Source organism: Massilia sp. 01N410, assembly GCF_056399665.1.
The window spans coordinates 50097-71256 of record NZ_JBFTRV010000022.1; the positions used below are offsets into that span (position 1 = coordinate 50097).

General features: G+C 58.7%; 15 protein-coding genes, 1 tRNA gene and 1 pseudogene. 11 read left to right on the forward strand and 6 right to left on the reverse strand.

The window, feature by feature from the left end:
• Nucleotides 1-48 precede the first annotated feature (48 nt).
• The 5 genes from AC1DOP_RS23175 (at nucleotide 49) to AC1DOP_RS23195 (ending at nucleotide 7687) form a co-directional block, all read left to right on the forward strand.
• Nucleotides 49-2472: a TonB-dependent receptor gene (locus AC1DOP_RS23175; protein ID WP_477253606.1), complete on the forward strand. Its 2424-nt coding sequence runs from the start codon at nucleotides 49-51 to the stop codon at nucleotides 2470-2472.
• Between the two features lie 227 nt (nucleotides 2473-2699).
• On the forward strand, nucleotides 2700-3692 hold the full coding sequence (locus AC1DOP_RS23180) for a helix-turn-helix domain-containing protein (RefSeq protein WP_477253608.1): 993 nt from the start codon (nucleotides 2700-2702) through the stop codon (nucleotides 3690-3692).
• Between the two features lie 109 nt (nucleotides 3693-3801).
• Nucleotides 3802-4773 (forward strand): hypothetical protein, encoded by a 972-nt coding sequence (locus tag AC1DOP_RS23185; protein ID WP_442124796.1) that lies wholly within the window; start codon nucleotides 3802-3804, stop codon nucleotides 4771-4773.
• Between the two features lie 38 nt (nucleotides 4774-4811).
• Nucleotides 4812-6479, forward strand: a complete 1668-nt coding sequence (locus AC1DOP_RS23190) for a right-handed parallel beta-helix repeat-containing protein (RefSeq protein ID WP_477253611.1) — start codon at nucleotides 4812-4814, stop codon at nucleotides 6477-6479.
• Nucleotides 6479-7687 carry an AAA family ATPase gene (locus AC1DOP_RS23195; RefSeq protein ID WP_477253613.1) on the forward strand — a complete coding sequence of 403 codons (1209 nt, stop codon included), beginning with the start codon at nucleotides 6479-6481 and terminating at the stop codon, nucleotides 7685-7687. The genes AC1DOP_RS23190 and AC1DOP_RS23195 overlap by 1 nt, the downstream gene beginning before the upstream one ends.
• Nucleotides 7688-7718: 31 nt before the next feature.
• Here the strand turns inward: AC1DOP_RS23195 and AC1DOP_RS23200 are convergent, their stop codons facing one another.
• A complete protein-coding gene (locus tag AC1DOP_RS23200; RefSeq protein ID WP_477253615.1) occupies nucleotides 7719-8138 on the reverse strand; it encodes a hypothetical protein in 420 nt (139 codons plus the stop codon).
• 685 nt (nucleotides 8139-8823) lie between these two features.
• Here AC1DOP_RS23200 and AC1DOP_RS23205 point away from each other — a divergent pair.
• Entirely contained in the window at nucleotides 8824-9429 is a 606-nt protein-coding gene (locus AC1DOP_RS23205) for a type IV toxin-antitoxin system AbiEi family antitoxin domain-containing protein (protein ID WP_477253617.1), read from the forward strand.
• Between the two features lie 130 nt (nucleotides 9430-9559).
• Nucleotides 9560-10174: pseudogene (locus tag AC1DOP_RS23210) on the forward strand (nucleotidyl transferase AbiEii/AbiGii toxin family protein).
• A gap of 168 nt (nucleotides 10175-10342) precedes the next feature.
• Here the strand turns inward: AC1DOP_RS23210 and AC1DOP_RS23215 are convergent.
• Nucleotides 10343-10597, reverse strand: coding sequence for a helix-turn-helix transcriptional regulator (locus AC1DOP_RS23215; RefSeq protein WP_477253619.1), 255 nt, complete (start codon nucleotides 10595-10597; stop codon nucleotides 10343-10345).
• 720 nt (nucleotides 10598-11317) lie between these two features.
• Here AC1DOP_RS23215 and AC1DOP_RS23220 point away from each other — a divergent pair.
• A complete protein-coding gene (locus AC1DOP_RS23220; RefSeq protein WP_477253621.1) occupies nucleotides 11318-11554 on the forward strand; it encodes a hypothetical protein in 237 nt (78 codons plus the stop codon).
• Nucleotides 11554-14244 carry a ParA family protein gene (locus AC1DOP_RS23225; RefSeq protein ID WP_477253623.1) on the forward strand — a complete coding sequence of 897 codons (2691 nt, stop codon included), beginning with the start codon at nucleotides 11554-11556 and terminating at the stop codon, nucleotides 14242-14244. Before AC1DOP_RS23220 ends, AC1DOP_RS23225 begins: the two co-directional genes overlap by 1 nt.
• A gap of 162 nt (nucleotides 14245-14406) precedes the next feature.
• Here the strand turns inward: AC1DOP_RS23225 and AC1DOP_RS23230 are convergent, their stop codons facing one another.
• Together AC1DOP_RS23230 and AC1DOP_RS23235 are read right to left on the reverse strand one after the other, a co-directional pair.
• On the reverse strand, nucleotides 14407-15633 hold the full coding sequence (locus AC1DOP_RS23230; RefSeq protein WP_477253625.1) for a tyrosine-type recombinase/integrase: 1227 nt from the start codon (nucleotides 15631-15633) through the stop codon (nucleotides 14407-14409).
• Between the two features lie 164 nt (nucleotides 15634-15797).
• A tRNA-Leu gene (locus AC1DOP_RS23235) sits at nucleotides 15798-15882 on the reverse strand.
• Between the two features lie 121 nt (nucleotides 15883-16003).
• Between AC1DOP_RS23235 and AC1DOP_RS23240 the strand changes: the two genes are divergently transcribed.
• Nucleotides 16004-17971, forward strand: coding sequence for an APC family permease (locus AC1DOP_RS23240; RefSeq protein ID WP_477253627.1), 1968 nt, complete (start codon nucleotides 16004-16006; stop codon nucleotides 17969-17971).
• A 14-nt stretch (nucleotides 17972-17985) separates the two neighbouring features.
• On the opposite strand, the gene AC1DOP_RS23245 is transcribed toward AC1DOP_RS23240, so the two are convergent.
• Nucleotides 17986-18435, reverse strand: a complete 450-nt coding sequence (locus tag AC1DOP_RS23245; protein ID WP_477253629.1) for a hypothetical protein — start codon at nucleotides 18433-18435, stop codon at nucleotides 17986-17988.
• A gap of 288 nt (nucleotides 18436-18723) precedes the next feature.
• Between AC1DOP_RS23245 and AC1DOP_RS23250 the strand changes: the two genes are divergently transcribed.
• The gene (locus tag AC1DOP_RS23250; protein WP_477253631.1) at nucleotides 18724-19311 is read left to right on the forward strand and encodes an FxDxF family PEP-CTERM protein; all 588 of its coding nucleotides are present in this window, start codon (nucleotides 18724-18726) and stop codon (nucleotides 19309-19311) included.
• A gap of 57 nt (nucleotides 19312-19368) precedes the next feature.
• Here the strand turns inward: AC1DOP_RS23250 and AC1DOP_RS23255 are convergent, their stop codons facing one another.
• Entirely contained in the window at nucleotides 19369-21150 is a 1782-nt protein-coding gene (locus AC1DOP_RS23255; RefSeq protein WP_477253633.1) for an ArnT family glycosyltransferase, read from the reverse strand.
• Nucleotides 21151-21160 lie beyond the last annotated feature (10 nt).

Sequence of the window (21160 nt, forward strand, 5' to 3'; positions counted from 1 at the left end):
AAACTTGAAATATTAAGTTTTCATTATTAAACCAAACGTAGGAATCCAGTGAAGTCGAGTCAACGGCGCGTGCCCTTACGCAGGGTCGTCCTTGTAGTCGGCCGCGCGCTCGCCGCCCTCGGCATGACCACGGCCGCGCCGAACATCGTTCACGCCCAGGACGGCACGCCTGTGGTGACCGTGACCGCCCAGAGCCGCAGCCAGCAGATCCAGGATGTGCCGATTGCCATGCAGACGCTGGCGGGCGATACGCTCAGGGACGTCGGCGTGAGCAACCTGGCGGATATGGACGCCTTCGTGCCCGGACTGTCGGTCGACATGGCGCAATCGACCCGCCCGATGATCTACCTGCGCGGTATCGGTACGCAGGACTTCGGTATCGGTACGGATTCGCCGGTGGGTATCTACATCGATGGCGTCTACACCGGCAAGACCGGCGGCTCGGTCCTGAACTTCAACGACATCAAGCGGGTGGAAGTTCTGAAAGGACCGCAGGGCACGCTGTTCGGGCGCAATGCGGCGGCCGGTGCGATTCTCATCGTCAGCAACGATCCGGTCGACCGGCGCGAAGCCACCGGCCTGGTACGGGGCGGCCCGCGCGGTGCCATCTTTGCGGAAGCGGTCTACAACACGCCTTTGGCCAAAGGACTGGCGCTGCGCATCTCGGCGATCGGCCAGCAGGACGACGGCTGGGTCCGTAACAACTACGACGGCAGGCGCATGGGCGACGACGGCGACCGGGGCCTGCGCGTCGCACTGCGCTGGAAGGGCGACGACGTCGACGCCATCCTCGGTTGGGAACACGAAGTGATGCGCGAATCCGGGCCGCCAGTGTTTTCCCTGAACGCCGGGAAGATCGACTTCGGACGACCGGCAGCCCCGGCCGACCTGTTCAAGCAGCCGTTGTTCAACGACGCTTCGCCAAGCCTGCAGTCGCGCACCTTCGATGGCGTCACCTTGCGCGTCACGGTGCCATTACGCTTCGCGACGCTAAGCAGCATGAGCGCCTACCGCCATTTCAACACCCAGAACTGGATGGATAACGACGCTTCGGCGAATCCGGCCGCTTATCTCGGCACCGGAAATATCGAGTCGAACTCGACCTGGCAACAGGAGTTGAAGCTCAATGGCCAGACGAGCGTGCTCGATTGGGTGGCTGGCGTCAGCGCCTACCGCGAGCGCGTCACCGAGATGGAAAACGTCGATGTGACCACCAGTTCACTGGATACACTGATCAGCCACGCCGCCGGCATCGCGCCGTATGCCACCTTGACCAGCTTGTCCCAAGGCCTTGGCGCCGCTACCGGCAACACGGCGCTGAAGGGGCTGAGCCTGGCCGGGCTGCCATGGCGCGAGAGCATCCACGACAAAGGCGCATATCGTGCCTGGGCGGTGTACGGCGATGCGATCTGGCGCATCGGTCCGACCACCAGGCTAAGCTTCGGCGGCCGCTTCACGCGCGACGATAAACGGTTCAGCTGGTACAACCCGCCGCGTACTGCTCCCGAACTCGATGCCCGCCTCGCCGTTTTGCAACAGGCGAAGCTATTTTCGACCGCGGTCGCGACGCGGCTGCTGACGCCGCAACAGGCGTCATCGTTGCAGGCAGTCGTCGCACGCAATGTCGAGTTCAACAACGCGGTCTCGAGCACGATGCCGTTCGCGTCATCGAAAAGCTGGCGGAATTTCAGCCCGCGCCTCGTGCTGGACCGCCGGTTGGCGCCAGACCACATGGCGTATGCGTCATGGAGCAAGGGCTATCTGGCGGGCGGCTTCGACGCCGTGGGCGTGAATGGGCATTATGACGAGGAGCTGGTGACGAATTCCGAAATCGGCATCAAAGGCCAGGTGCGATCGCTGGGCCTGTCCTACGACGCCTCGGTCTTCCATTACGATTTCACCAAGCTGCAAAGCCTGACCCTGGTGCCCTCCAATGCCTCGGCCGGCGTGCCCAGCTACCAGGTCGTCAACAGCGATCAGCGCGCCACCGGTGCCGAACTGGGGGCGCAGTGGCGGCTCAGCCACATCTGGCGCCTGACCGGCACGCTGGCCTACCTCGACCAGACGTATGCGCATTACGTGTCACCGACCGGCGTCAGGCTGGACGGCCAGCCAGCCGGCGCACCGCGCCTGAGCGCCAGTGTCGGCACCGGCGCGCGCTGGCCGCTGTGGGGAGGGACGGCGGATTTCAACACGATGCTCGGCTACATCGGCAAACAGCGCTGCAATGCCGACACCACAGCCCAAGGCACCTGCACGATTGGCGGCAGTGCCGGCGTGGCGCGCGAGAAGGTCAATGCACGCCTTGGCTGGTCGGCAGCATCCGGCAACTGGGGCGTGGGCCTGGTCGTGAACAATCTGACCAACAAGCAGTATCTGACGGTCAGCACGCTGGGCGCGGTGGTCGGCTCACCCTATGCCTACGCCACCAGGCCGCGCACGATCGCGCTCGAGTTGCGCGGGCGCCTGTAGATCCCGCCGGCCGAGCAAACCGATGCTCTTCCAATGGCTGCCATTTACGGGTGGGCGGCTCCGTGATATCTACTTGCAGGCAATGAGCATGATCTACTAGCAAGAATGATATTATTGAATTATTATCTTCACTTGTTTTTAGTGAAATAGTTTTTCAGGACTGCCAAGATACGACGTCGTAGTCGTTCGGGATCAGTAACAAACACTGTCCGGGTCAATGAGCCGAAATGCATGCGCTTAATAAATCACTGATTGGCATCTATGAGCGCGCACAGGACTGCAGTCTGGCGGAATTCAACAAATCTGCGCTGCAGGAAATGAAACAAGTGGTCGCCTTCGATGCCTGCGCCCTGGCCGACCTGCAGGTCGCGGCAACCGGCAAGATTGTCGTCCAGACCCTGTATCTCGAGTCGACGCCGATCGAACGGTTTCAAGACCGTAGCGCGGCAGTGGGGCAGGAGGCCCTGGCGCAAAATGGCGCCCTGACCAGTCAGGACGATACGCTGGTCAGTGCATTTCGGCAGCGTGGCCGGAGCGTCGTCGCCGACATCGCAGCAACCGCACGCGACCCGCATGTGCTCTCGTATTGCCGCAAATACGAAACCGCCCATTCCCTTGCTTTTGTGTCTGAAAAAACATTCGGTTGCGCCGTGCCGACACTGGGCTTGTGGCGGTCCAACAGCCGGAACGGCTATACGGCCCAGCAGGAAGAAGATGCCAATGTTTTTATTCCCCATTTCATACAGGCCAGGGAGATCAACCGGCGTTTCAAATCGGCTGCGGCAAGTGTGCCGGCATCCAGCGCGATGGTTCTCAGCTCGTTGATGGGACAGGTGTATTTCGTCGACGACGAGACGAGTCAATTGCTGCAGACCGAATGGCGGGAATGGAGTCCACCTTTCCTGCCGCGCCCCCTGATGGACGCGCTTGAGTCGGCCAGTGCAAAAGTATTCGTCGGAAAGAAAATTGCAATTCGTGCCGAAATATTGAATGGGATGCTTTGCCTGAAAATAAATAAGATCGAAAACAGGAGCGCTGGTCTTACCGCCGCCGAATCGCGCGTTGCCATGCTCGCTGTGCGCGGAATGCAATACAAGGAAATTGCAAAACTGATCGACGTGGCGCCGGCCACCGTGAGGAACCAGCTTCATTCGGTCTATCGCAAGCTCGGCGTGTCGAACAAGACAGCCCTGGCCGCGGCAATGGCTGCTCCAGCCTGAGACAAGCTGCCGCTGCCGCATGTTCCACGATGGCATGGGACATGTGTTCTATTGTAGCGGGATTGTTCGCTTCATATGATTGCATATCGATAACCATGCAATCAATGACATGTTTCCTGAATCTGCACAATCCGCTATTCGAATTCGTACCGGCTATCTCTTCGTCGGCATCGGCCTGACCCTTGCCCTGGCGTCGGGATGCGCCAAAAAAGAAAACAATCAAGCAAAGCCCGAAAGCTCGGCCGTGGTTTCGAGCGAAAAAATCCGGCGTGACGATTACGGAAATGTCCTGCTGGCACGTGAACCCCTGCGTCCGTTCGATCAGTATCAGGTCAAGAATGTCTCGAGTGGTTTCAGGGTCTCGGGTGACGAAGCCATCGCCGCCGAAGCCTACAAGTATCGCCAGCTGTTCTGGTCCGGCGCGAAACGGGATGACGCCCTGCTCGCCTATGACTACCTTGAAGAGTACCGTGCAGAGCAGGACAGCTTCAAGCGTGCGGATATCGTGAAGCAGCAAAAGCCGGCTTTGGAAAAAGCTTACCGCGAGGCGCAGGAGAAAAAACTCCATGCATTCTATTTCTCGAAAGAGAACGAAAACCAGCAAATGGTCAGTCTGGGCCGGTATGACGCGGAAAAAAACCGTTTCGAAATCAACTTCGGCATACCCGATACATCGTCGTTCGCATGGGAGAAGCCGCACGGGAAAAACCATCCCCGCCAGACCTGGGGCGCAACGTTTATTGGCGGCGAATACAGCAATACCGGTTCGCATTTCTATACGCCGAAAAGCGAAGCCGAAGCTCGCGCAATCGAGGCGGCATTGGCACCGTTGAGGGAACAGTCGAAGTATGGCAATGGGAACATGGTCCAATTGCCGACTTATTATCTTGGACATGTCGTTGGATCGAATGCCGGGATGGGTAATTCCGATTACGTGACATTTTTCGTCGTCGATGGGCTCGCGGTAGAGGATCCCAAGTCCAGGCGCATCCTCTTCACTGTCGACCGGATGAAGGAAGAGCCGATGGCACATACCTCCTTGCTGGCGGCTCAGAGGGAATTCTTCCCCCAGAAAGACTGATTTCTTCGTCCTTGAAATACGCTCTCGCTTACCAACCCATGCGCATTCGAAAAGTCGGCTATGGCCTGTTCTCCCCCAAGACCTTGAGCGAAGCGCTGCTCAAGGTCGAGTCTGGAGAGACGCTGAGCATCGCATCCGAACATCGGCAGTCCGGCACGGAACTGAACCTCGACAAATCCATCACACTTGCGCCCCGCGCACCCGGCGAATCCGTGGTCCTGCGAGATCCGATCAAGATCGGCGGCGCTGCACAGGTAGCCTTCCGCGAGGTAACGATCGCGTCGACAGTCCTCGTACTGGAAGGGTGCGAGGCGAACTTCGAGCATTGCATCTTCACCCCCGACGTCGTGCTGACAGTAAGGTCCAATGGCCGGATCTCGATCCGGCAGGGCCACGGCAAAGGCGAGATCCGGGCCGTCGGCGCAGCAGGCAAGCCTGCAAGCCTGCACATGCACAACGTACGCTGGGATGGTGCGAACGGCGACACCCTGTCGCTACAGCATGCGAACGCGGAGATGAAAGGCGTGATCCTGGCTGGCGGCGCCATCGTTGCGGACGGGACTGGCGGTTTGTCGATCGAGCAGGTCACGATCGACAACACGGCAAAACCTGCCTTGAGCCTGCGCGGGAATGTCATGGCCAACGTGCGCGCCCTGAAGTCCACCGGCGGCGGAATCGTCGTCGAGGGGAATGCGACCGCGTCGATCAACACGCTCCACATCGAAAGAGCGGTGCAGGTGGCGTTGAGCCTGCGAGGCAATGCGCAGGTCGAGGTCACGGACGCCGACCTCAGCGACGGTCGCGAAACGGGATTCGTGCTTCAGCAGCAAGCGAGCCTCAAGGCGTCCAAATGCCGGATAAGCGGCGGCGCCAAGGGCGCGGTCTGGGTGCGTGAAACCGCCCAGGCCACGCTCACGGATTGCGAATTGCTGGGTGGCGGGCCCAAATATCCGGCCGTGGTCGCGACCGAGAAAGCGAAGCTCACCATGTCGGGTGGACGTATCGCCGACACCAATTCGAACGGATTGTGGCTGAGGAACGAGAGCGTTGCATCGGTCAACGGAACGTCGATCGAATTCACTGCCGGCGCGAACGTGGAAACCGAGGATTCCGCCCAGCTCAAGCTGCTCGATTGCGTACTCAACGGCGGTAAGGGATATGGGCTGCTGGCCGAAGGAAAGTCCCAGATCAAAGCCATCAACTGCCGTATCAGCGGCCATGCCGCCGGCAGGTTGAGCCGCGATCCCGAAGCCGGCATCGACCTGCAGCACTGCGACTTGCGTGACAATATGGCCCTGGCTGTCGCAATGACCGAACTCAATGCGCTCCAGGGGCTTGAGTCGGTGAAGAGTGAAGTGTCGAAGCTGATCGACCTGGTCGAGGCCGAGCGCCGTCGCGCAGAGGCGGGCGTCGCCGCAAACGTCATCGCCTTGAACCTGGTCTTCACGGGAAACCCGGGCACAGGCAAAACCACCGTGGCGCGCATCATCGGCAAGATATTTGCGGCCCTGGGCCTCCTCAAGCAGGGACAGCTCGTGGAGACCGAACGCAGCGGGCTCGTTGGCCAGCACATCGGCGAGACCGCGCCAAAGACCCGCAAGATCGTCGACGCGGCCAAAGATGGCGTTCTCTTCATCGATGAGGCATATACGCTTTATGTGCCGGACTCGCCGCGAGATTTCGGTCCGAGGCCATTACGACCCTGATGAAGGAAATCGAGGACCGGCGCGGTACGATGGCGGTGATCGTCGCGGGCTACGAAAGGGAAATGCGGTCCTTTTTCGACGCCAATCCGGGGATGAAATCGCGATTCAATCGCTACATCGATTTTCCCGACTATGCCGCGGCGGAGCTCTGTCAAATATTCGCCTCCATGGTCACTTCGCGCCAGTTCCGCCTGACCGCAGAGGCCACGATGCGCGCCAACCATACCTTCGAACAGATGGTGCGTACAAAGGGCAAGCACTTTGGCAATGCGCGCGACGTGCGGAGCTATCTCGACGCCACGATCGAACGCCAGGCGGGGCGCCTGCGCACCCAGCCGCAGGCAGACCCCCTGATTCTCGGGGACCAGGACTTGCCGGTCATCGGCCGCCAGGGCGAGCTGAATTTCGAAGGCCTGCTCGCGAAACTCGATGCCCTTACCGGTCTCAAATCGGTGAAGGCCGAGATCCGCAAGCTTGCCAGCCTGGTGCGGGCGCAGGAGCGCCGGCGCGAAGCGGGAATGGGTTGGACACCGGTGTCGCTGCACCTGGTCTTCACCGGCAGCCCGGGGACTGGGAAGACGACAGTCGCGCGGCTGGTCGGTGAACTGTATGCCGCACTCGGTCTACTCGAAAAAGGGCATGTGGTCGAGGTGCAGCGTTCCGATCTGGTGGCCGGTTATATCGGCCAGACCGCGCAGCGAACCAAGGCGAAAATCGAAGAAGCGTATGGCGGCGTGCTGTTCATCGACGAGGCGTACACGCTCGTGGGAGCGAACACCAACGATTTCGGCCCGGAAGCGATCGATACCTTGCTGAAGGAAATGGAGGACAACCGGAACCGGCTGGCAGTCATCGTCGCGGGCTACACGGACAGGATGACGCAATTTGTCGAATCGAACCCGGGCCTCGCATCCCGTTTCACCCGCTATATCGAATTCGACGACTACTCGGCTTTCGAACTCTCGCATATCTTCCAGTGCCTGGCCAATACGCATGGCTACCGGCTCAGCAGCGAAGGCGAGGGCTTGCTCCTCCAGATCACGGAACGCCTGCTCGCCGCCGGCGATCCGAATTTTGGCAATGCCAGGGTCATGCGCAGCCTGTTCGAAGCGACAATCGAACAGCAAGCCCTTCGTATCGGCATCGACGAGCTTGCGCCGGTCGACGGTATCGATCCGGCAGACATCGAACTGGCGTCGGTGGCATAAGGGATAGCAGCTTCCGTGCCCGATGCGGCGCTCAGCGCTTGGCCTTCTGCGCGGGTATCGACACCATCGATGGTTTGCTGGGGTCGGGTACATAGCTCATCTTCATGTCGTCGCCCGTACCTTGGTTGAATTCCATGGTCACGTTGCCGTCGCCGGAGACGAACTTGTTCTTCGACACTGCTTTGAGCCGCATCGGTTTTTCCATATCGATGGTCGCGTCGATGTATTCTGGCTTGCCGCGCACTTCCAGCCGCCAGCCATTCGCCATGTCATAGGTTCCGGCGATCTGCCTGACTTCGTCAGGCATGAGCCGGACCGTCCTGGCCGGGGCCGTCACCGTCACGGTCGAGATCGGCGCAGTATCGGGCCGTGGGTAGGGTTGGGTCTGCGCACTGGCGCCAGTGGCAAGCGCCAGCAGGAATGCGGGAATCAGGAGAGATAGGGGGCGCATGATCGTTCCTTCACAAAGCAGAAGCCTTTGGACAGGCGTCACGCCGAATCAGCCTCGTGGCGGGCGTCGGATGCCGCAAAGCCGGTATTGCCCTTGCGGTATTTCAGTCTAGGTCAGTGCCGATCCAGGACAAGGCATGTAGGCGCGCGCATCACGAAACTGTCTGGAACCGGAAAAAGTCATATCCGCGCGAAATGAGGTCAGGCTCGGCCAGGAAACGTAAGCGCAACGGACTTTACAAGCGATTGACGAACAAAAAACCCGCGTTCTCACTATGAGAGTCGCGGGTTCAGTGGGCTTTCCTGGACTGCTTAATACTTGCTTTTGGTGCCTCCGGCCGGAATCGATGAGCTCGCCGGCGGCCGCGTGGCTGCTGGGTTTTCTTGGCAAGCTCATCTGTGACGTGGATACACTCATGGATACACAGCCGTTCAGGGTATGGGTGCGGTTTTCGTTTGCGGAAGCTCGTGGCGCAGGTTGGACCCGCGTTGCCGGTTCGGGTTCGCTTTGTTCGACATGACGGGATGGCTGGCATCGCGGCTGATCGGACCGAAAATTTCGTCATGACGAAATCCAGGAGTTCGTCATGACGAATTTTTACCCTGTTTGCATGAAGTCGGTCCAGATTCGGAACAAAATCTAGGCATTTATGGATAATTGCCTAGATTTTGTATGGACTGCCGACATGAACCACCAGGCCGAACTCATTCTTGAGCTGGCGCGATCCAAGGGCGTGCTGCGTACCTGGGACGTGGACAGCGCTGGCGCATCGCGGGCGCTGCTCGCATCCCTGACCGACGAAGGCAAGCTGCTCAAGCTTGGCCGCGGTTTGTATGCTTTGCCCGATCGCGCAGCATCCGCCTACGACAGCTTCGCTGAAGTGGCCGCGCGCAGTGAAAATGGGGTGCTATGCCTGCTGTCCGCGCTGCGCTTTCACGACCTCACTACGCAGCAGTCATACAACGTGTGGCTCGCCATCCCGCACAAGGCCCACGCGCCGCGCTTCGACTACCCGCCGCTGTGTATCGTCCGCATGTCCGGGATGTCGATGACCGAAGGCGTCGAGGCGGTCGATGTCGCGGGCACGCAGGTACGCGTGTTTGGTGTAGCGAAGACGGTTGCCGACTGCTTCAAGTACCGCAACAAGATCGGTCTCGATGTCGCTCTCGAAGCGTTGCGCGAAGCCTGGAACGACAAGCGGGTGACGATGGATGAACTGTGGCGCTATGCCGAGATCTGCAGGGTGGCGAATGTCATGCGTCCGTACTTGGAAGCGGTAGGGGCCACATGAAGGCGACGAATCGCGCCGCATCCATCCGCGCACGCCTGCTGAACCGAGCACGCACAGAAAAGGCGGACTTCAACCTGATGCTGACGCGGTATTCGCTTGAGCGCCTGCTATACCGATTGAGCGTATCGCCGTGGGCCAACCAGTTCCTGTTGAAGGCGCACTGCTCTTCGAACTTTGGGTCGACCAACCGCACCGGGCAACTAGGGACATTGACCTCCTCGGGTTTGGTCCTTCGGATATCGAGCACTTGATCGAGGTTTTCCAGCAAGTCTGCACGATGCCGTCCGATGATGGCATCCAATTCGACCATGCAAGCGTGCGGGCGGCACCGATTCGGAAAGAGGCGAATTACGAGGGCGTGCGCGTTACTCTGATCGGCACTCTAGATAACGCACGCTGCTCTGTGCAGATTGATGTGGGCTAAGGCGTTGCCGTCACACCGGGGCCGGAACTCGTGCAGTTCCCGGCTCTTCTGGACGATGTGGCGGCACCATCCTTGCGTGCCTATCCTGTTTACACCGTGATCGTCGAGAAGTACGAAGCGATCGTCAGCCTCGGCATGGCAAATACGCGCATGAAAGACTACTTTGATCTGTGGTTTCTTGCGACCTATGCCGAGATCGATGCCGCCGTTCTGCAGCAAGCTGTCCAGGCGACGTTCGCGCACCGACGCATCAAACTGCTTACGAGCGTCCAGATGGGGCTGAGTGGCACTTTTTTGGCGAGTCCGATCAAGCAGCAGTAGTGGCACGTTTCTCTACAAAAGCAAGCTTGAGGCGCCGGGCCTGGATGAAGTGTTAGTGAAGCTGCGACGTTTGCTTGCACTTGATGAGTGAGATCGGCCTAGCCTGCAGCCGCTAAGCCGATGTTGGGAAGTACGATAGCGCTCGCCTTGACCGTCGCGCACCGCGTCTCAGGACCTTGAGTCCTGCCGGCTGGCGCGAATGCAATCGACTGCCCACTGTTCCACTTCGCTTTTGATCCAGGCGGACGACCTACCGCTGAGTTTCACCGGTTTCGGGAAGTCCCCTTTCTTTATTGCGTCGTAGACGCTGCTCCGCGACTTGCCGCAGATGGCGAGCACCTCCTTCAGTCTGAGGAACCGAACGTCGGCACGATTGCTCGAAGCACGGCGTTCAACCGCAACATTGACCGTTTGCTGATCCATGTACGCCTCCAAAGTAAGCGTGGAAAGAAGCATCGAAGCTTTGCGGCCTGATCGCGCATAGGGTGCCGCGTTGTCGGGGCGGTGGCTTCACGGCTCAGTTAGCGCGGCTGCGATGCAGATAGCAGTGTGCCGTCGGTAGCGAGCCCAACATTGCGCTGCCACTTATGCAAGCGTCATTAGGATCGGTTCTACGTGTTGAAAGCAGGGTTTTTGGGTTTGGTTTTGGAGGGCAGGATAGACTGGCGTCTTGAAACATTAAGCTTCCAGAGTCCTGGTCCGGCCTTATGCCATAAAAGGAAGACTCCGTTCATCTCACGTCGTACCTGCTGTTCTTAGTTAGACAACGCATCTGTACGGTGGTCAGCGAGATGAAAATATTCGGTTGTCGGGCGACAAGAGTAGCGACTACGATCTCGCTCTATGTTACATTGCCACAATGAAATTTTCTTGCTGTCGAGGACGGTTTTGTGCGCGCACTTTCATGAAGTGAAAGCTTCAATCTAGTTATTTCTTTAGAAAATGATTCCATTTAGTCGACAAGAACTAGTTCGTGCCTATAGGGGCGCCTATAGTGCCTCTAAAGTTATTCCACGGACCAATGCACATAGGTTGCTCTTATTTTACGCCGCTGAGTGTGGTCTAAAAGCTGTATGGCTCCGTCAACAGAACAAAAATATTTTGGACGAGCCGATTTTAACTCGTATCGATAAGAAGCCAGTCTTGCATGACCTGAACAAGATGCTGGATCTTTTACGAGCGGGTAAAGAACGCATGTTGCCTAATGACCTGAATTTGCCCGACCTCAAAACCACGGGCGGTACTCTCAAAAGGAAGCATACTCAGGGCGAACTGAATCAGGCATGGCGTTATGGAGGAAGTTTGAATCAGCCAAACTGTGATAACACTCTGGAAGCGGCACTGGAAAACCTGAATAGCTGGATTGAGAAAGAACTGTGATGATTTATTCTTCGGCAAACAATCGTATTTTAACTTGGTTAGATGTCCAGCGTATCATAAAGGAAGATACATTAAATGGAACATCCTATCCTAGTTTTATTTTATCTGCTGATTGCTACTCGAATGTTCTTGAGGTCGGCTATTCCGAAACGGAGCAGCAGGTTGATCAATGGTTGGAGAATTTATTTGGAATTGCTTACGATAAAGACACGAGAAACATAAGTTTATTAATTGGAAATCAAAGCTATCCCGTTGAGCTATTCCAGGTGGCTAATGCCAAGCCAGTACAGGTTGCAAGCTACCCGCTTTGGTCTGATATAGCCTATTTAAAGCCTCAAAACAACTTTGTACTTCCTGAAATGTGGGACGGTGGACCCAAGGTGGTAGCGTTTCACTCCTTTAAAGGCGGTGTAGGCCGTACGACGTCAATGATGAGTTACGTTGCTGCATGCCTGGACGCGGCAAAAGACCGATCAGTAAAATTATTGCTGATTGACGCAGATTTCGAGGCGCCAGGTATTAGTTTCTGGTTAGATTCGACGAATCGCCCAAAGGTCTCGTTTGCTCAATTACTTGAGGCACTACATTATCCGCCTTCTAATGTTGAAGATACGCTTGATTTTTTCGCTGCTGAACTTAAGAAAACTTCATTAGATGCTGGAAGTGCTTCTAGGGAACTATTTGTGCTGCCGTCGGCGCTTGACCTATCTAATATGATGGACATGCCGGTGAAGCCAGAACACTTGGCTCGAAATCCTTCGTCGCCTTGGCAAATATCTGATCACCTTAAATCTCTTGGTACCAAGCTTGGCGTGGATTGTGTTTTTGTCGATCTGCGAGCTGGATTGAGCGAGCTGTCGAGTCCGCTATTATTTGATCCACGAATAGAACACTTCTTTGTTACCACTGTTGCTCCGCAATCCGTCAATGGAATGGCCACGGTATTAGAACGGTTGAGCGTATTTCAATCAAAAATGTCGAACTCAACATTGGCCAAGCCAACGGTAATACTTAGCATGCTAACAACTGTATTGCGGGACTTGCCTCAATATGGAGAGGCCCAAGAAAAACTTGGTGCCGCTTATCCAAGCCCAAATCAGGACATATTGTCTTCTGGAGTAGAATTTCTAGAGTTTGACTTTTCTGAGTCTTTGATGAGCGTTGGCACGGTAAGAGAAGCTATTGATAAGTCGAGAAAACTGTCGTCGTTATACTCTGATGCGTTGAGTTGGGCTGAAAATTCTTCGTTGAGTGAAGTGAGCTTAGAGAACGAGGCCGCAATCGGTACTTCTACGCTACCTCAAGCGGAAGCAGAAGCTTTGTTCAAATTGTGTGAAAAAGTTCAGTTTGCGGAACAAACAAGTTCTGATGAGATGCTTGCGACAGAGCCATTGCGAAATCTCGGTAAGCACTTTTCAACAGAACTGCCAAATGCAGTTTCCGTCGGCGCAAAGGGTGCAGGAAAAACATTTACTTTCCTTCAGGTTTGTAGGTCAAAAACTTGGCCTTCGTTTTTGAATAAGCTTGAAGTTGATCATACTTTACCCGGAGCCTCTCCAATCTTTCCTGTTATTTGGTCCGAAAACTTAGGGAAAGAAGCAATTAAGGCTGTAAATGGTGCCCGCGATCAGTTCTTTATCAGTTCAAGTTTTAATGCTCCTGCCCTAGGCTTGTCTTCGACAGTGGCAAAAATAAATGATGCTATAAAAATAGATCAAAATTGGGCGCAATTTTGGGATAAGTTAATATGCGAGCAAGTCGGGCTGCCATGCAGTTCGCTTCACGAACTCAACGATTTTTTAATTTCGAATAACCAAGAAGTTGTTCTGGTTTTTGACGGCATTGAAGACGTATTTGATGATCTGGAAAAGCCAAGGGCAAAAGAAGCGGTAAAGGGCTTGCTTCAGTTGCCAAACCGGTTATCCGAGCTTAGGAATCGGCGTATCGGCGCGGTTGTTTTTGTTCGTGCCGATTACGTGCAAGCTTCGATACAGCAGAATGTCGCACAATATCTCGCGCGGTTTACCCCGTTTAATCTGGAGTGGACTCCAGAAAGTTTCTTAAGGCTTACCTATTGGCTTTGTGGACAAGCGAATATCGTTCAGGCTAACCCTGCAAAGGCAGAGCAGCTTACCATTACTGAAATTCAGAGCTCGCTCGAAAGCCTTTGGGGTAAGAAACTTGGAAAATCTGATTCTAAAGAGGCTCGTTCTGCGATCTGGGTGTTTGGCGCGCTTTCGGATTTGAAAGGGCGATTTCAGGCGCGAGATCTAGTTCGATTCTTACGAGTAGCGGCTGACAATCAACGAATAAGACCAAAAGTCTGGAAAGATCGAGTGCTGTCTCCTGAAGCAATGAGGCAAGCCATCTTGAAGTGCAGTGAGGAGAAAGTGCAAGAAGCTATCAAAGAAATCAGTGTGCTTGGCGCATGGGTACTCAAACTTAACACATTGTCACAGAACGACCGTCGCGTTCCTTTTGACCCTACGAAACTTGAGCTCGATCCCAAAGAGTTAGAGGCATTAAAGGATTTAGGTATAATATACGATGACGTTGACCAGAAAGACACCGCTGAGCGCTTTTATTTACCCGAAATATATCGTCACGGTTTGAAATTTGAAACTTCTGCATTTGGACGACCGAGGACCCTTGCACTTTTAAAAAGAAATCTAAAGAAGCTTCCATTCTAAATTTGAAGTGCTATGGGTAAAACGGTGGGCAACACTATAAATATGTTATCCCTTCATAGGGAAGTACTGCTGACACCGCTTCCACATGACTCGGCGGCGTTTCCAAGGCCAATAGGTGTCCTGCCTTGCGCGGCGCACCGTAATGACCACATCTGGCCTTTGTTAGTCGCCGAGAATCCTCGCGTCGCTTTGTTTTATTGAATCAAGGTAGTCTGCCCAGCGCTGCATCATCAATCGCCGGGCAGGCAGATGCGCCGTCCGGTTGTACGCGCGCCCATTTGGGTCCTTAACGGCATGCGCAAGCTGGTGCTCAATCAAGTCAACCCGCTCGCCCAGCACTTCATCCATGATCGTGCGCGCCATCGCACGAAAGCCGTGGCCAGTCATCACGTCCTTGCCGTAGCCCATGCCGCGCAAGGCCGCGTTGACGGTGTTCTCGCTCATACAGCGTGTGCTGGTGCGGACACTCGGGAACACGAACTTGCCGTGTCCTGTCATCGCGTAGAGATCGCGTAGAAGTGCGACAGCTTGCGTCGCCAGCGGTACGATGTGATCCTGCCCCATCTTCATCTTGGAGCCGGGGATGCGCCATTCGGCCGCGTTGAGATCCATCTCGGACCACTCGGCGGAGCGTAGCTCCCCAGGACGAACGAATACCAGCGGCGCCAGCTTGAGCGCGGCAACGGCGTAGGCATGGCCATTGTAAGCGTCGATAGCACGCAGCAGTTCTGCAGCTTCTTTAGGGTCGGTGATTGCGGCGTAGTGAGCTTCCGGGACCGCTGACAATGCGCCACGCAGATCTACCGTCATATCGCGATCCGCGAGACCACTCGCTACCGCGAACCGAAATACCTGGCCACATAGCTGCTTGATCTTGTGCGCGGACTCGATCGCGCCTCGCTTCTCGATGACGCGAAGTGCGCTTAGCACGTCCCATGGCTTGATAGTGGAGATGGGTAGGGCGCCGATCGCAGGGAAAATGTTCCGTTCGAGCCATGCGGTGTTCTTCTCTTGCGTGCTAACAGCCCGCTCGGCTGCGGTCCTGGCCAGCCATGCACGGGCGACCGCCTCGAAGGTATTCAGTGCTGCCTTTTCCCTGGTCTGTTTTTCTTCGCGCTTGGTCCTCCCAGGATCGATCCCTTGCGCCAGCTGTTTTCGGGCTGCCAGCCGCTTGTCGCGCGCTTCCGCGAGTGACACCTCCGGATACTTCCCGAACGTTAGCCGGTTTTTCTTGCCGTTCGGCTGCCGGTAGGCCATGCGCCAGAATCGTGTCCCATTTGGCATGACCTCGAGGTACATGCCTTCCCCGTCGCCCAGGGTGTAGGTCTTGTCTCGGGGCTTGGCATTGCGAATGGCGGTGTCCGTCAGTGGTGTGCAGAGCTTGGGCATTTTAGATCCATGACGTTTGGCGTTCGGTATCCCTGAACAAAGTATGGATACAAAAACGATGGCTGGTGATGGACGAGCTCAAACGTCGGCGCACAAAAAAACCGCGCCCCCATAGGGAGAAACGCGGTTTCATGGACTTCGCTGGATTACTACGGATGAGTAAGTGGTGCCTCCGGCCGGAATCGAACCGGCACGCCTTTCGGCGCTTGATTTTGAGTCAAGTGCGTCTACCAATTCCGCCACAGAGGCTGCAAGCGCAGGCGCGCATCTTAGCACATGCGATGCCAAAAAGACCAGTGCCCGTGCGCACGGTTCAGGCGTATGATCTCGCCTACCTTGAGAAACGACCGCCGGCAGTGCGGTGCGCATAATGAAGAATAAGAAGATACGCGAGATTATCCTCGGCAAGGCGCTCGATCCGATGCAGAGCGAGACCCGCCATTCGATGGCGCTGGTCGCCTTCCTGGCCTGGGTCGGATTGGGTGCGGACGGCCTGTCCTCGTCCGCCTACGGTCCCGAAGAGACCTTCCGTGCGCTGGGCGCTCATACCCACCTCGGCCTCTACCTGGCGGTGGCCACCGCGGTCACCGTCTTCGTCATCGCACTCGCCTACAACCAGGTGATCGAGCTGTTCCCGACCGGGGGCGGGGGCTACCGCGTCGCCACCAAGCTGGTCGGGCCTTATCTTGGCCTGGTCTCGGGCTGCGCGCTGGTCCTCGACTACGTGCTGACCATCGCGATCTCGATCGCCTCCGGGGTCGATGCGCTTGCGTCCTTTTTGCCGCTCGGCTTCCAGGACTATAAATTGTGGGCCGAGGCCTTCTTCATCGGCCTGCTGATCGTGATGAACCTGCGCGGCCTGAGGGAGGCGATCCAGATCCTGCTGCCGATCTTCCTCGGCTTCGTCGCCACCCACCTGGTGCTGATCGTGTACGGCATCGTCGCGCATGCGTCGCACCTGCCGGCGCTGGTGCCGAATACCCTGGGCGAGACGCGCGAACTGGCGGGCAGCATCGGCTGGGCCGGCGTGGCCGGGATGCTGCTGCTGGCGTATTCGCAGGGCGGCGGTACCTATACGGGCCTGGAGGCGGTATCGAACAACGTCAACCTGCTGGCCGAGCCGCGCGTGCGCACCGGGAAGATCACGATGTTCTACATGGCGGTGTCGCTGGCCGTGACCGCCGGCGGCATCATCCTGCTCTACCTGCTGTGGGAGGTGCGGCCGGTGGCCGGCGAAACCCTGAACGCCACCACCTTCCGCCACATCATCGGCAACATGGGCATGCACAGCGAGATGCTGAATCACGTGCTGCTGGCCGTGGCGCTGGCCTTCGAGGCCGGGCTGCTGTTCGTCGCCGCGAATACCGGCTTCCTGGGCGGTCCCTCGGTGCTGTCGAACATGGCGTCGGACTCCTGGGTGCCGCACCAGTTCCGCTATCTGTCGACCCGCCTGGTGAAGGAGAACGGGATCCTGGTGATGGGCATCGCCGCGCTGGCGATCCTGTTCTGGACCGGCGGCCAGGTCGCCTTGCTGGTGGTGCTGTATTCGCTGTCGGTGTTCCTGACCTTCGCGATTTCGCTGTTCGGCCTGTGCCTGTACTGGTGGCGCCACCGCAAGGACACGGACAACGTGCGCTGGGTGCGGCGCTTCCTGTTGTCCCTTGGCGGATTCGTGATCTGCGCCGGCATCCTGGCGATCCTGCTGGTCGAGCGCTTTACGCAGGGGGGCTGGGCCACGGTGCTGATCATCGCCGCGATCGCCGGCCTGTGCGTCGTCATCCGCAACCACTACCGCGAGACCAAGCGCGCGATCAGCTCGGTCGACCAGGTGTTCGCGGACCAGCCCTTTGGGCCCGAGAAGGAGTCGGTCGAGCCGGATCCGGAAGCGCAGACCGCGGTCTTCATCGTCGGTAACTCGCGCGGCGGCGGCCTGCATGCGCTGCTGTGGGTGTTGCGCATGTTCCCGGGCCACTTCAAGAACTTCCTGTTCGTGAACGCGCGCACGGTCGATGCGCATGCCTACGGCGGCGAGGGCGCGCTCGAAAAGATGCGGGAGGATGCGGCGGAGACGCTGGAATACTTCGTCGATTTCTGCCAGAGCCACGGGATGGCGTCGGCGTCCTATATCGGCTTCGGCACCGACGCGGTGGATGAGATCACGCGCATGTGCGAGCAGATCAATCGCGAGTACCCGAATACGATCTTTTTCACCAGCAAGCTGATCTTCGCACGGGACAACTGGTTCACCCGGCTGCTGCACAACCAGGCGGCGCTCGCCGTCCAGCGCCGCCTGCACCTCGAGGGATTACAGATGGTGATCCTGCCGATGAAAGTCTGAGCGGGCGCGGACCGTCAACGCGCCATCTGCCGGCGCAGCGCACGCAGCGCCGGCACCGGCCCCGTGACCTCGAGCGCATGCGCGCGCACGGTCACGGCGATTTCCTTGCCGCCACGCGTGCAGTAACGCACGGCGCCGGGGATGCGTTCGGCCGGCGCATAGCCGAGCCGGCCCAGGGCATTGTCCAGCGTGCAGACCAGGTGGCAGGCTTCGAAACGGGTCGTGACCTCGAAACGGCCCGGCATCATGGTCAGCGTCGGCAGCAGGCCGCCGGCGAGGATCGGCAGCACGATATAGGCCAGCGGCGCGCCCGGATCCAGTTGCCAGAACGCATACATCAGCGCCGGCAGGCCCAGCGCCAGCGTCAGCGCCAGCCACGCCAGGCGTTGCGGAGAACCCAGGGAGGAGGTGCGGCGCGCCTGTTCCGGGACGCGCACGATATCGGAAAACGTCACGCTTTTCATGATGGCTCCTTGGCTGGCGATGCCGCCGGATAGCGGGCACATCCACCATTCTGATAATGTAAGCCAAGGAGGAATTGATTTTTCTCAAGTGGGCTCTTGCAGGAAATGAAGTGTTTTCGTTACGGAAATTCGTAGTCAAACAATGCTAATTTCCGGCAGAAAACGGCTGAGATTTGTGCGCAATCTAACAGTTGACAGGTTGGACCGAACTTAAGCTGCTATCAAGGATCGGTGTCAGTACGCCGTACCCCGGATAGTATGTCCCGACAACTTATCTCAGGAACTATCATGAAACTGAAATCTCTCGTTCTGAGCGCCCTCATCGCGGGCGCGGCGTGTGCCTCCCAGGGCGCCGCCGCCCAGGCGATCGACCGGACCGCTCCGCTAGTGACAGCGGGCGACGGCGTGGGCGGCTTCAACGCGCATTTCGGCGATACCTTCGCGGCCTCGACCGTCGGCAATACCTTCACCGATATCTTCACCTTCAACATCGGCACGCCTTTCGATGCCGCTTCTTCCCTGACCTCGTCCTACCTGAACACCCCGCAGACCAAGGACCTCTTGATCACCGGCTTCAGCCTGTACCGCTACGATCCGGCGACCATGGCGATCCTCGGCACGGCAATCGCCGGCATCAACGACACCGGCTTCGGCTCGCATCCAACCGATTCCTGGTCGCTGACGGCGTATGGCCTGAATAGCGGCTACTACGCGCTGAAGGTCGACGGGAAGGTGCTGGGAGCGGGCGGCGGCGCCTTCGGCGGCGATTTGACGGTGTCGCCGGTGCCGGAACCGCAGACCTGGGGCATGCTGCTGGCCGGCCTGGGCCTGCTCGGCGTGGCGGCGCGGCGCAAGCTGGTGCCGGTCAGGATCTGAATGACGCGAAGGGATCGCGGATACGAAAAAGCCACCTGCTCAGGTGGCTTTCTCGTTTCAACGCCGCTGGTACAGGCGGAAGCGCTCGGTGCGGTCGGAGGGCCGGCGGCCTTCCCACAGCAGGGTCCAGTCGCGCGGGTGGAAGTCGTCCAGCACGATCTGGCCGCCGCGCGGACCGTCGCCGGTCTGGAGCACGCTCTGGCGGTTCGCATCCGCATGCGCGCCGTCGGCGAGCTTCCTGAGGCTTTCCTGCAGCAGCAGGTAGCTGCACTTGCCGCCCTCGACGCCGGCGAAGGGCAGGTGGCCGAAGTAGGCGAAGGAGGCGCGCTGGGCCGGGCCGACGTTGGTGTCGATGCAGTCGGCATTCGCCGGCAGGCGTGCCGCGATCTGCTGGCCGACGCTGGCGTAGCTCCTGGCGTAGTTCAGGTCCGGCATGAACAGGGTCATCAGCAGCACCCACAGCAGGATCAGGCCGCCGGACGACAGCACCACGGCGCGCCACAGCACCGAAGGCTGGCGCGACAGGCGCCAGTGCACCAGCAGGAACCAGCCGACCGTGGTGGCGGCGGCGACGATGAAGGCGACGATGCCGAATTCCGGCTTGAAGCCGGGCACCAGTTTCAGCGCGTTCTTTGCGAGCTGGGCCGGCCAGCCGGTCAGCTTGGCGACCCAGAACAGCCAGACGAAGCCGCCCAGCAGGCTCAGGACCATCACCGAGAACCAGTCGATCGCATTGATGGTGCCGCGTTTCATGGTCGGCAGGCCGAAGGCGGCCATCAGGGCCATCGGCGGCAGCAGCTTGAGCAGGTCGCCGTTTTCCGGCACCGGATCGCACAGCACCAACAGCGCCAGCAGGCCGACGAAGCAGGTCGGCAGGATGATGTGCAGCATGCCGTGCTGGCGGCGCCAGGCCCAGGCGGCCCAGGCGGCGAAGGGCCAGGCCGGCCAGCAGAACCAGATGCCGACGCGGAAGAAGGCGCCGATCGAATGCCAGCTCGGCACGCTCAGCTGGCCAGCGTTCCAGACCAGCCATTCGCTCACCGGCGACAGGCCATAGGGTTGCACCAGCATCGCGGGCAGGATCCAGACCAGCATCACCAGCACGGCCGAGCCAGCGGCCAGGCCCAGGTTGCGCAGCACGGGACGGGCGGGCAGTTTCAACAGGCGGGTGCACAGGAGCAGCGCGCCCAGCAGCACGATGGGGGAGGCGACGCCGCGGGTCAGTGCCAGCGCGCCCAGCACCAGGCCGGTCAGGGCCGCGTTGCGGCGGGACGGATCCTCGATATAGCGCACCGAACGGTAGAGGAACCAGGCCAGCAGCGAGCCCTGCAGGGTCACGGCCAGGGTTTCATGGCTTTGCAGCAGCAGGCCCAGGCAGCCCAGGTAGATCAGGACGGCGGTGTCGGCCAGGGTGCGGCCATAGTCGTCGGGTTCGGGCTGGCCGCCGAAGGCCAGGCGCAGGGGCTGGGCTTCCGCGCGCCGGCCCAGGCGGAACGCGGTCTGCCACAGCGAGACGGTGCCGAGCACGAAGATGCCGATGGTCGACAGGCGCGCCGCCAGCACGTCGCCCACCAGCCAGCCGAACAGCTTGATGCACAGCGCGCCCAGCCAGAAGGCCAGCGGACCTTCCTCGGGCGAGGGCAGGCCGGCGATATTCGGCAGCAACCAGTCCTTGAAACCGCCGTGCGCCATGGTCCACATGATGCCGAAGCTGGCGGCGTCGTCCTTCCAGGGATCGCGCCCGATCAGGCCCGGCAGGATGTATAACAGCCCAAGTGCATACAGGGCCCATCGTGGCAGCGCGAGGGTGGCGGCGGCTGGGAGGCGGACTGGTTTCATCGATAGTGTT

Coding starts and splice junctions, on each gene's coding strand:
- AC1DOP_RS23180 (WP_477253608.1), top strand. CDS start 2,700: ATGCATGCGCTTAATAAATCACTGATTGGCATCTATGAGCGCGCACAG.
- AC1DOP_RS23185 (WP_442124796.1), top strand. CDS start 3,802: ATGTTTCCTGAATCTGCACAATCCGCTATTCGAATTCGTACCGGCTAT.
- AC1DOP_RS23190 (WP_477253611.1), top strand. CDS start 4,812: ATGCGCATTCGAAAAGTCGGCTATGGCCTGTTCTCCCCCAAGACCTTG.
- AC1DOP_RS23195 (WP_477253613.1), top strand. CDS start 6,479: ATGAAGGAAATCGAGGACCGGCGCGGTACGATGGCGGTGATCGTCGCG.
- AC1DOP_RS23200 (WP_477253615.1), bottom strand. CDS start 8,138: ATGCGCCCCCTATCTCTCCTGATTCCCGCATTCCTGCTGGCGCTTGCC.
- AC1DOP_RS23205 (WP_477253617.1), top strand. CDS start 8,824: ATGAACCACCAGGCCGAACTCATTCTTGAGCTGGCGCGATCCAAGGGC.
- AC1DOP_RS23215 (WP_477253619.1), bottom strand. CDS start 10,597: ATGGATCAGCAAACGGTCAATGTTGCGGTTGAACGCCGTGCTTCGAGC.
- AC1DOP_RS23225 (WP_477253623.1), top strand. CDS start 11,554: ATGATTTATTCTTCGGCAAACAATCGTATTTTAACTTGGTTAGATGTC.
- AC1DOP_RS23230 (WP_477253625.1), bottom strand. CDS start 15,633: ATGCCCAAGCTCTGCACACCACTGACGGACACCGCCATTCGCAATGCC.
- AC1DOP_RS23240 (WP_477253627.1), top strand. CDS start 16,004: ATGAAGAATAAGAAGATACGCGAGATTATCCTCGGCAAGGCGCTCGAT.
- AC1DOP_RS23245 (WP_477253629.1), bottom strand. CDS start 18,435: ATGAAAAGCGTGACGTTTTCCGATATCGTGCGCGTCCCGGAACAGGCG.
- AC1DOP_RS23250 (WP_477253631.1), top strand. CDS start 18,724: ATGAAACTGAAATCTCTCGTTCTGAGCGCCCTCATCGCGGGCGCGGCG.
- AC1DOP_RS23255 (WP_477253633.1), bottom strand. CDS start 21,150: ATGAAACCAGTCCGCCTCCCAGCCGCCGCCACCCTCGCGCTGCCACGA.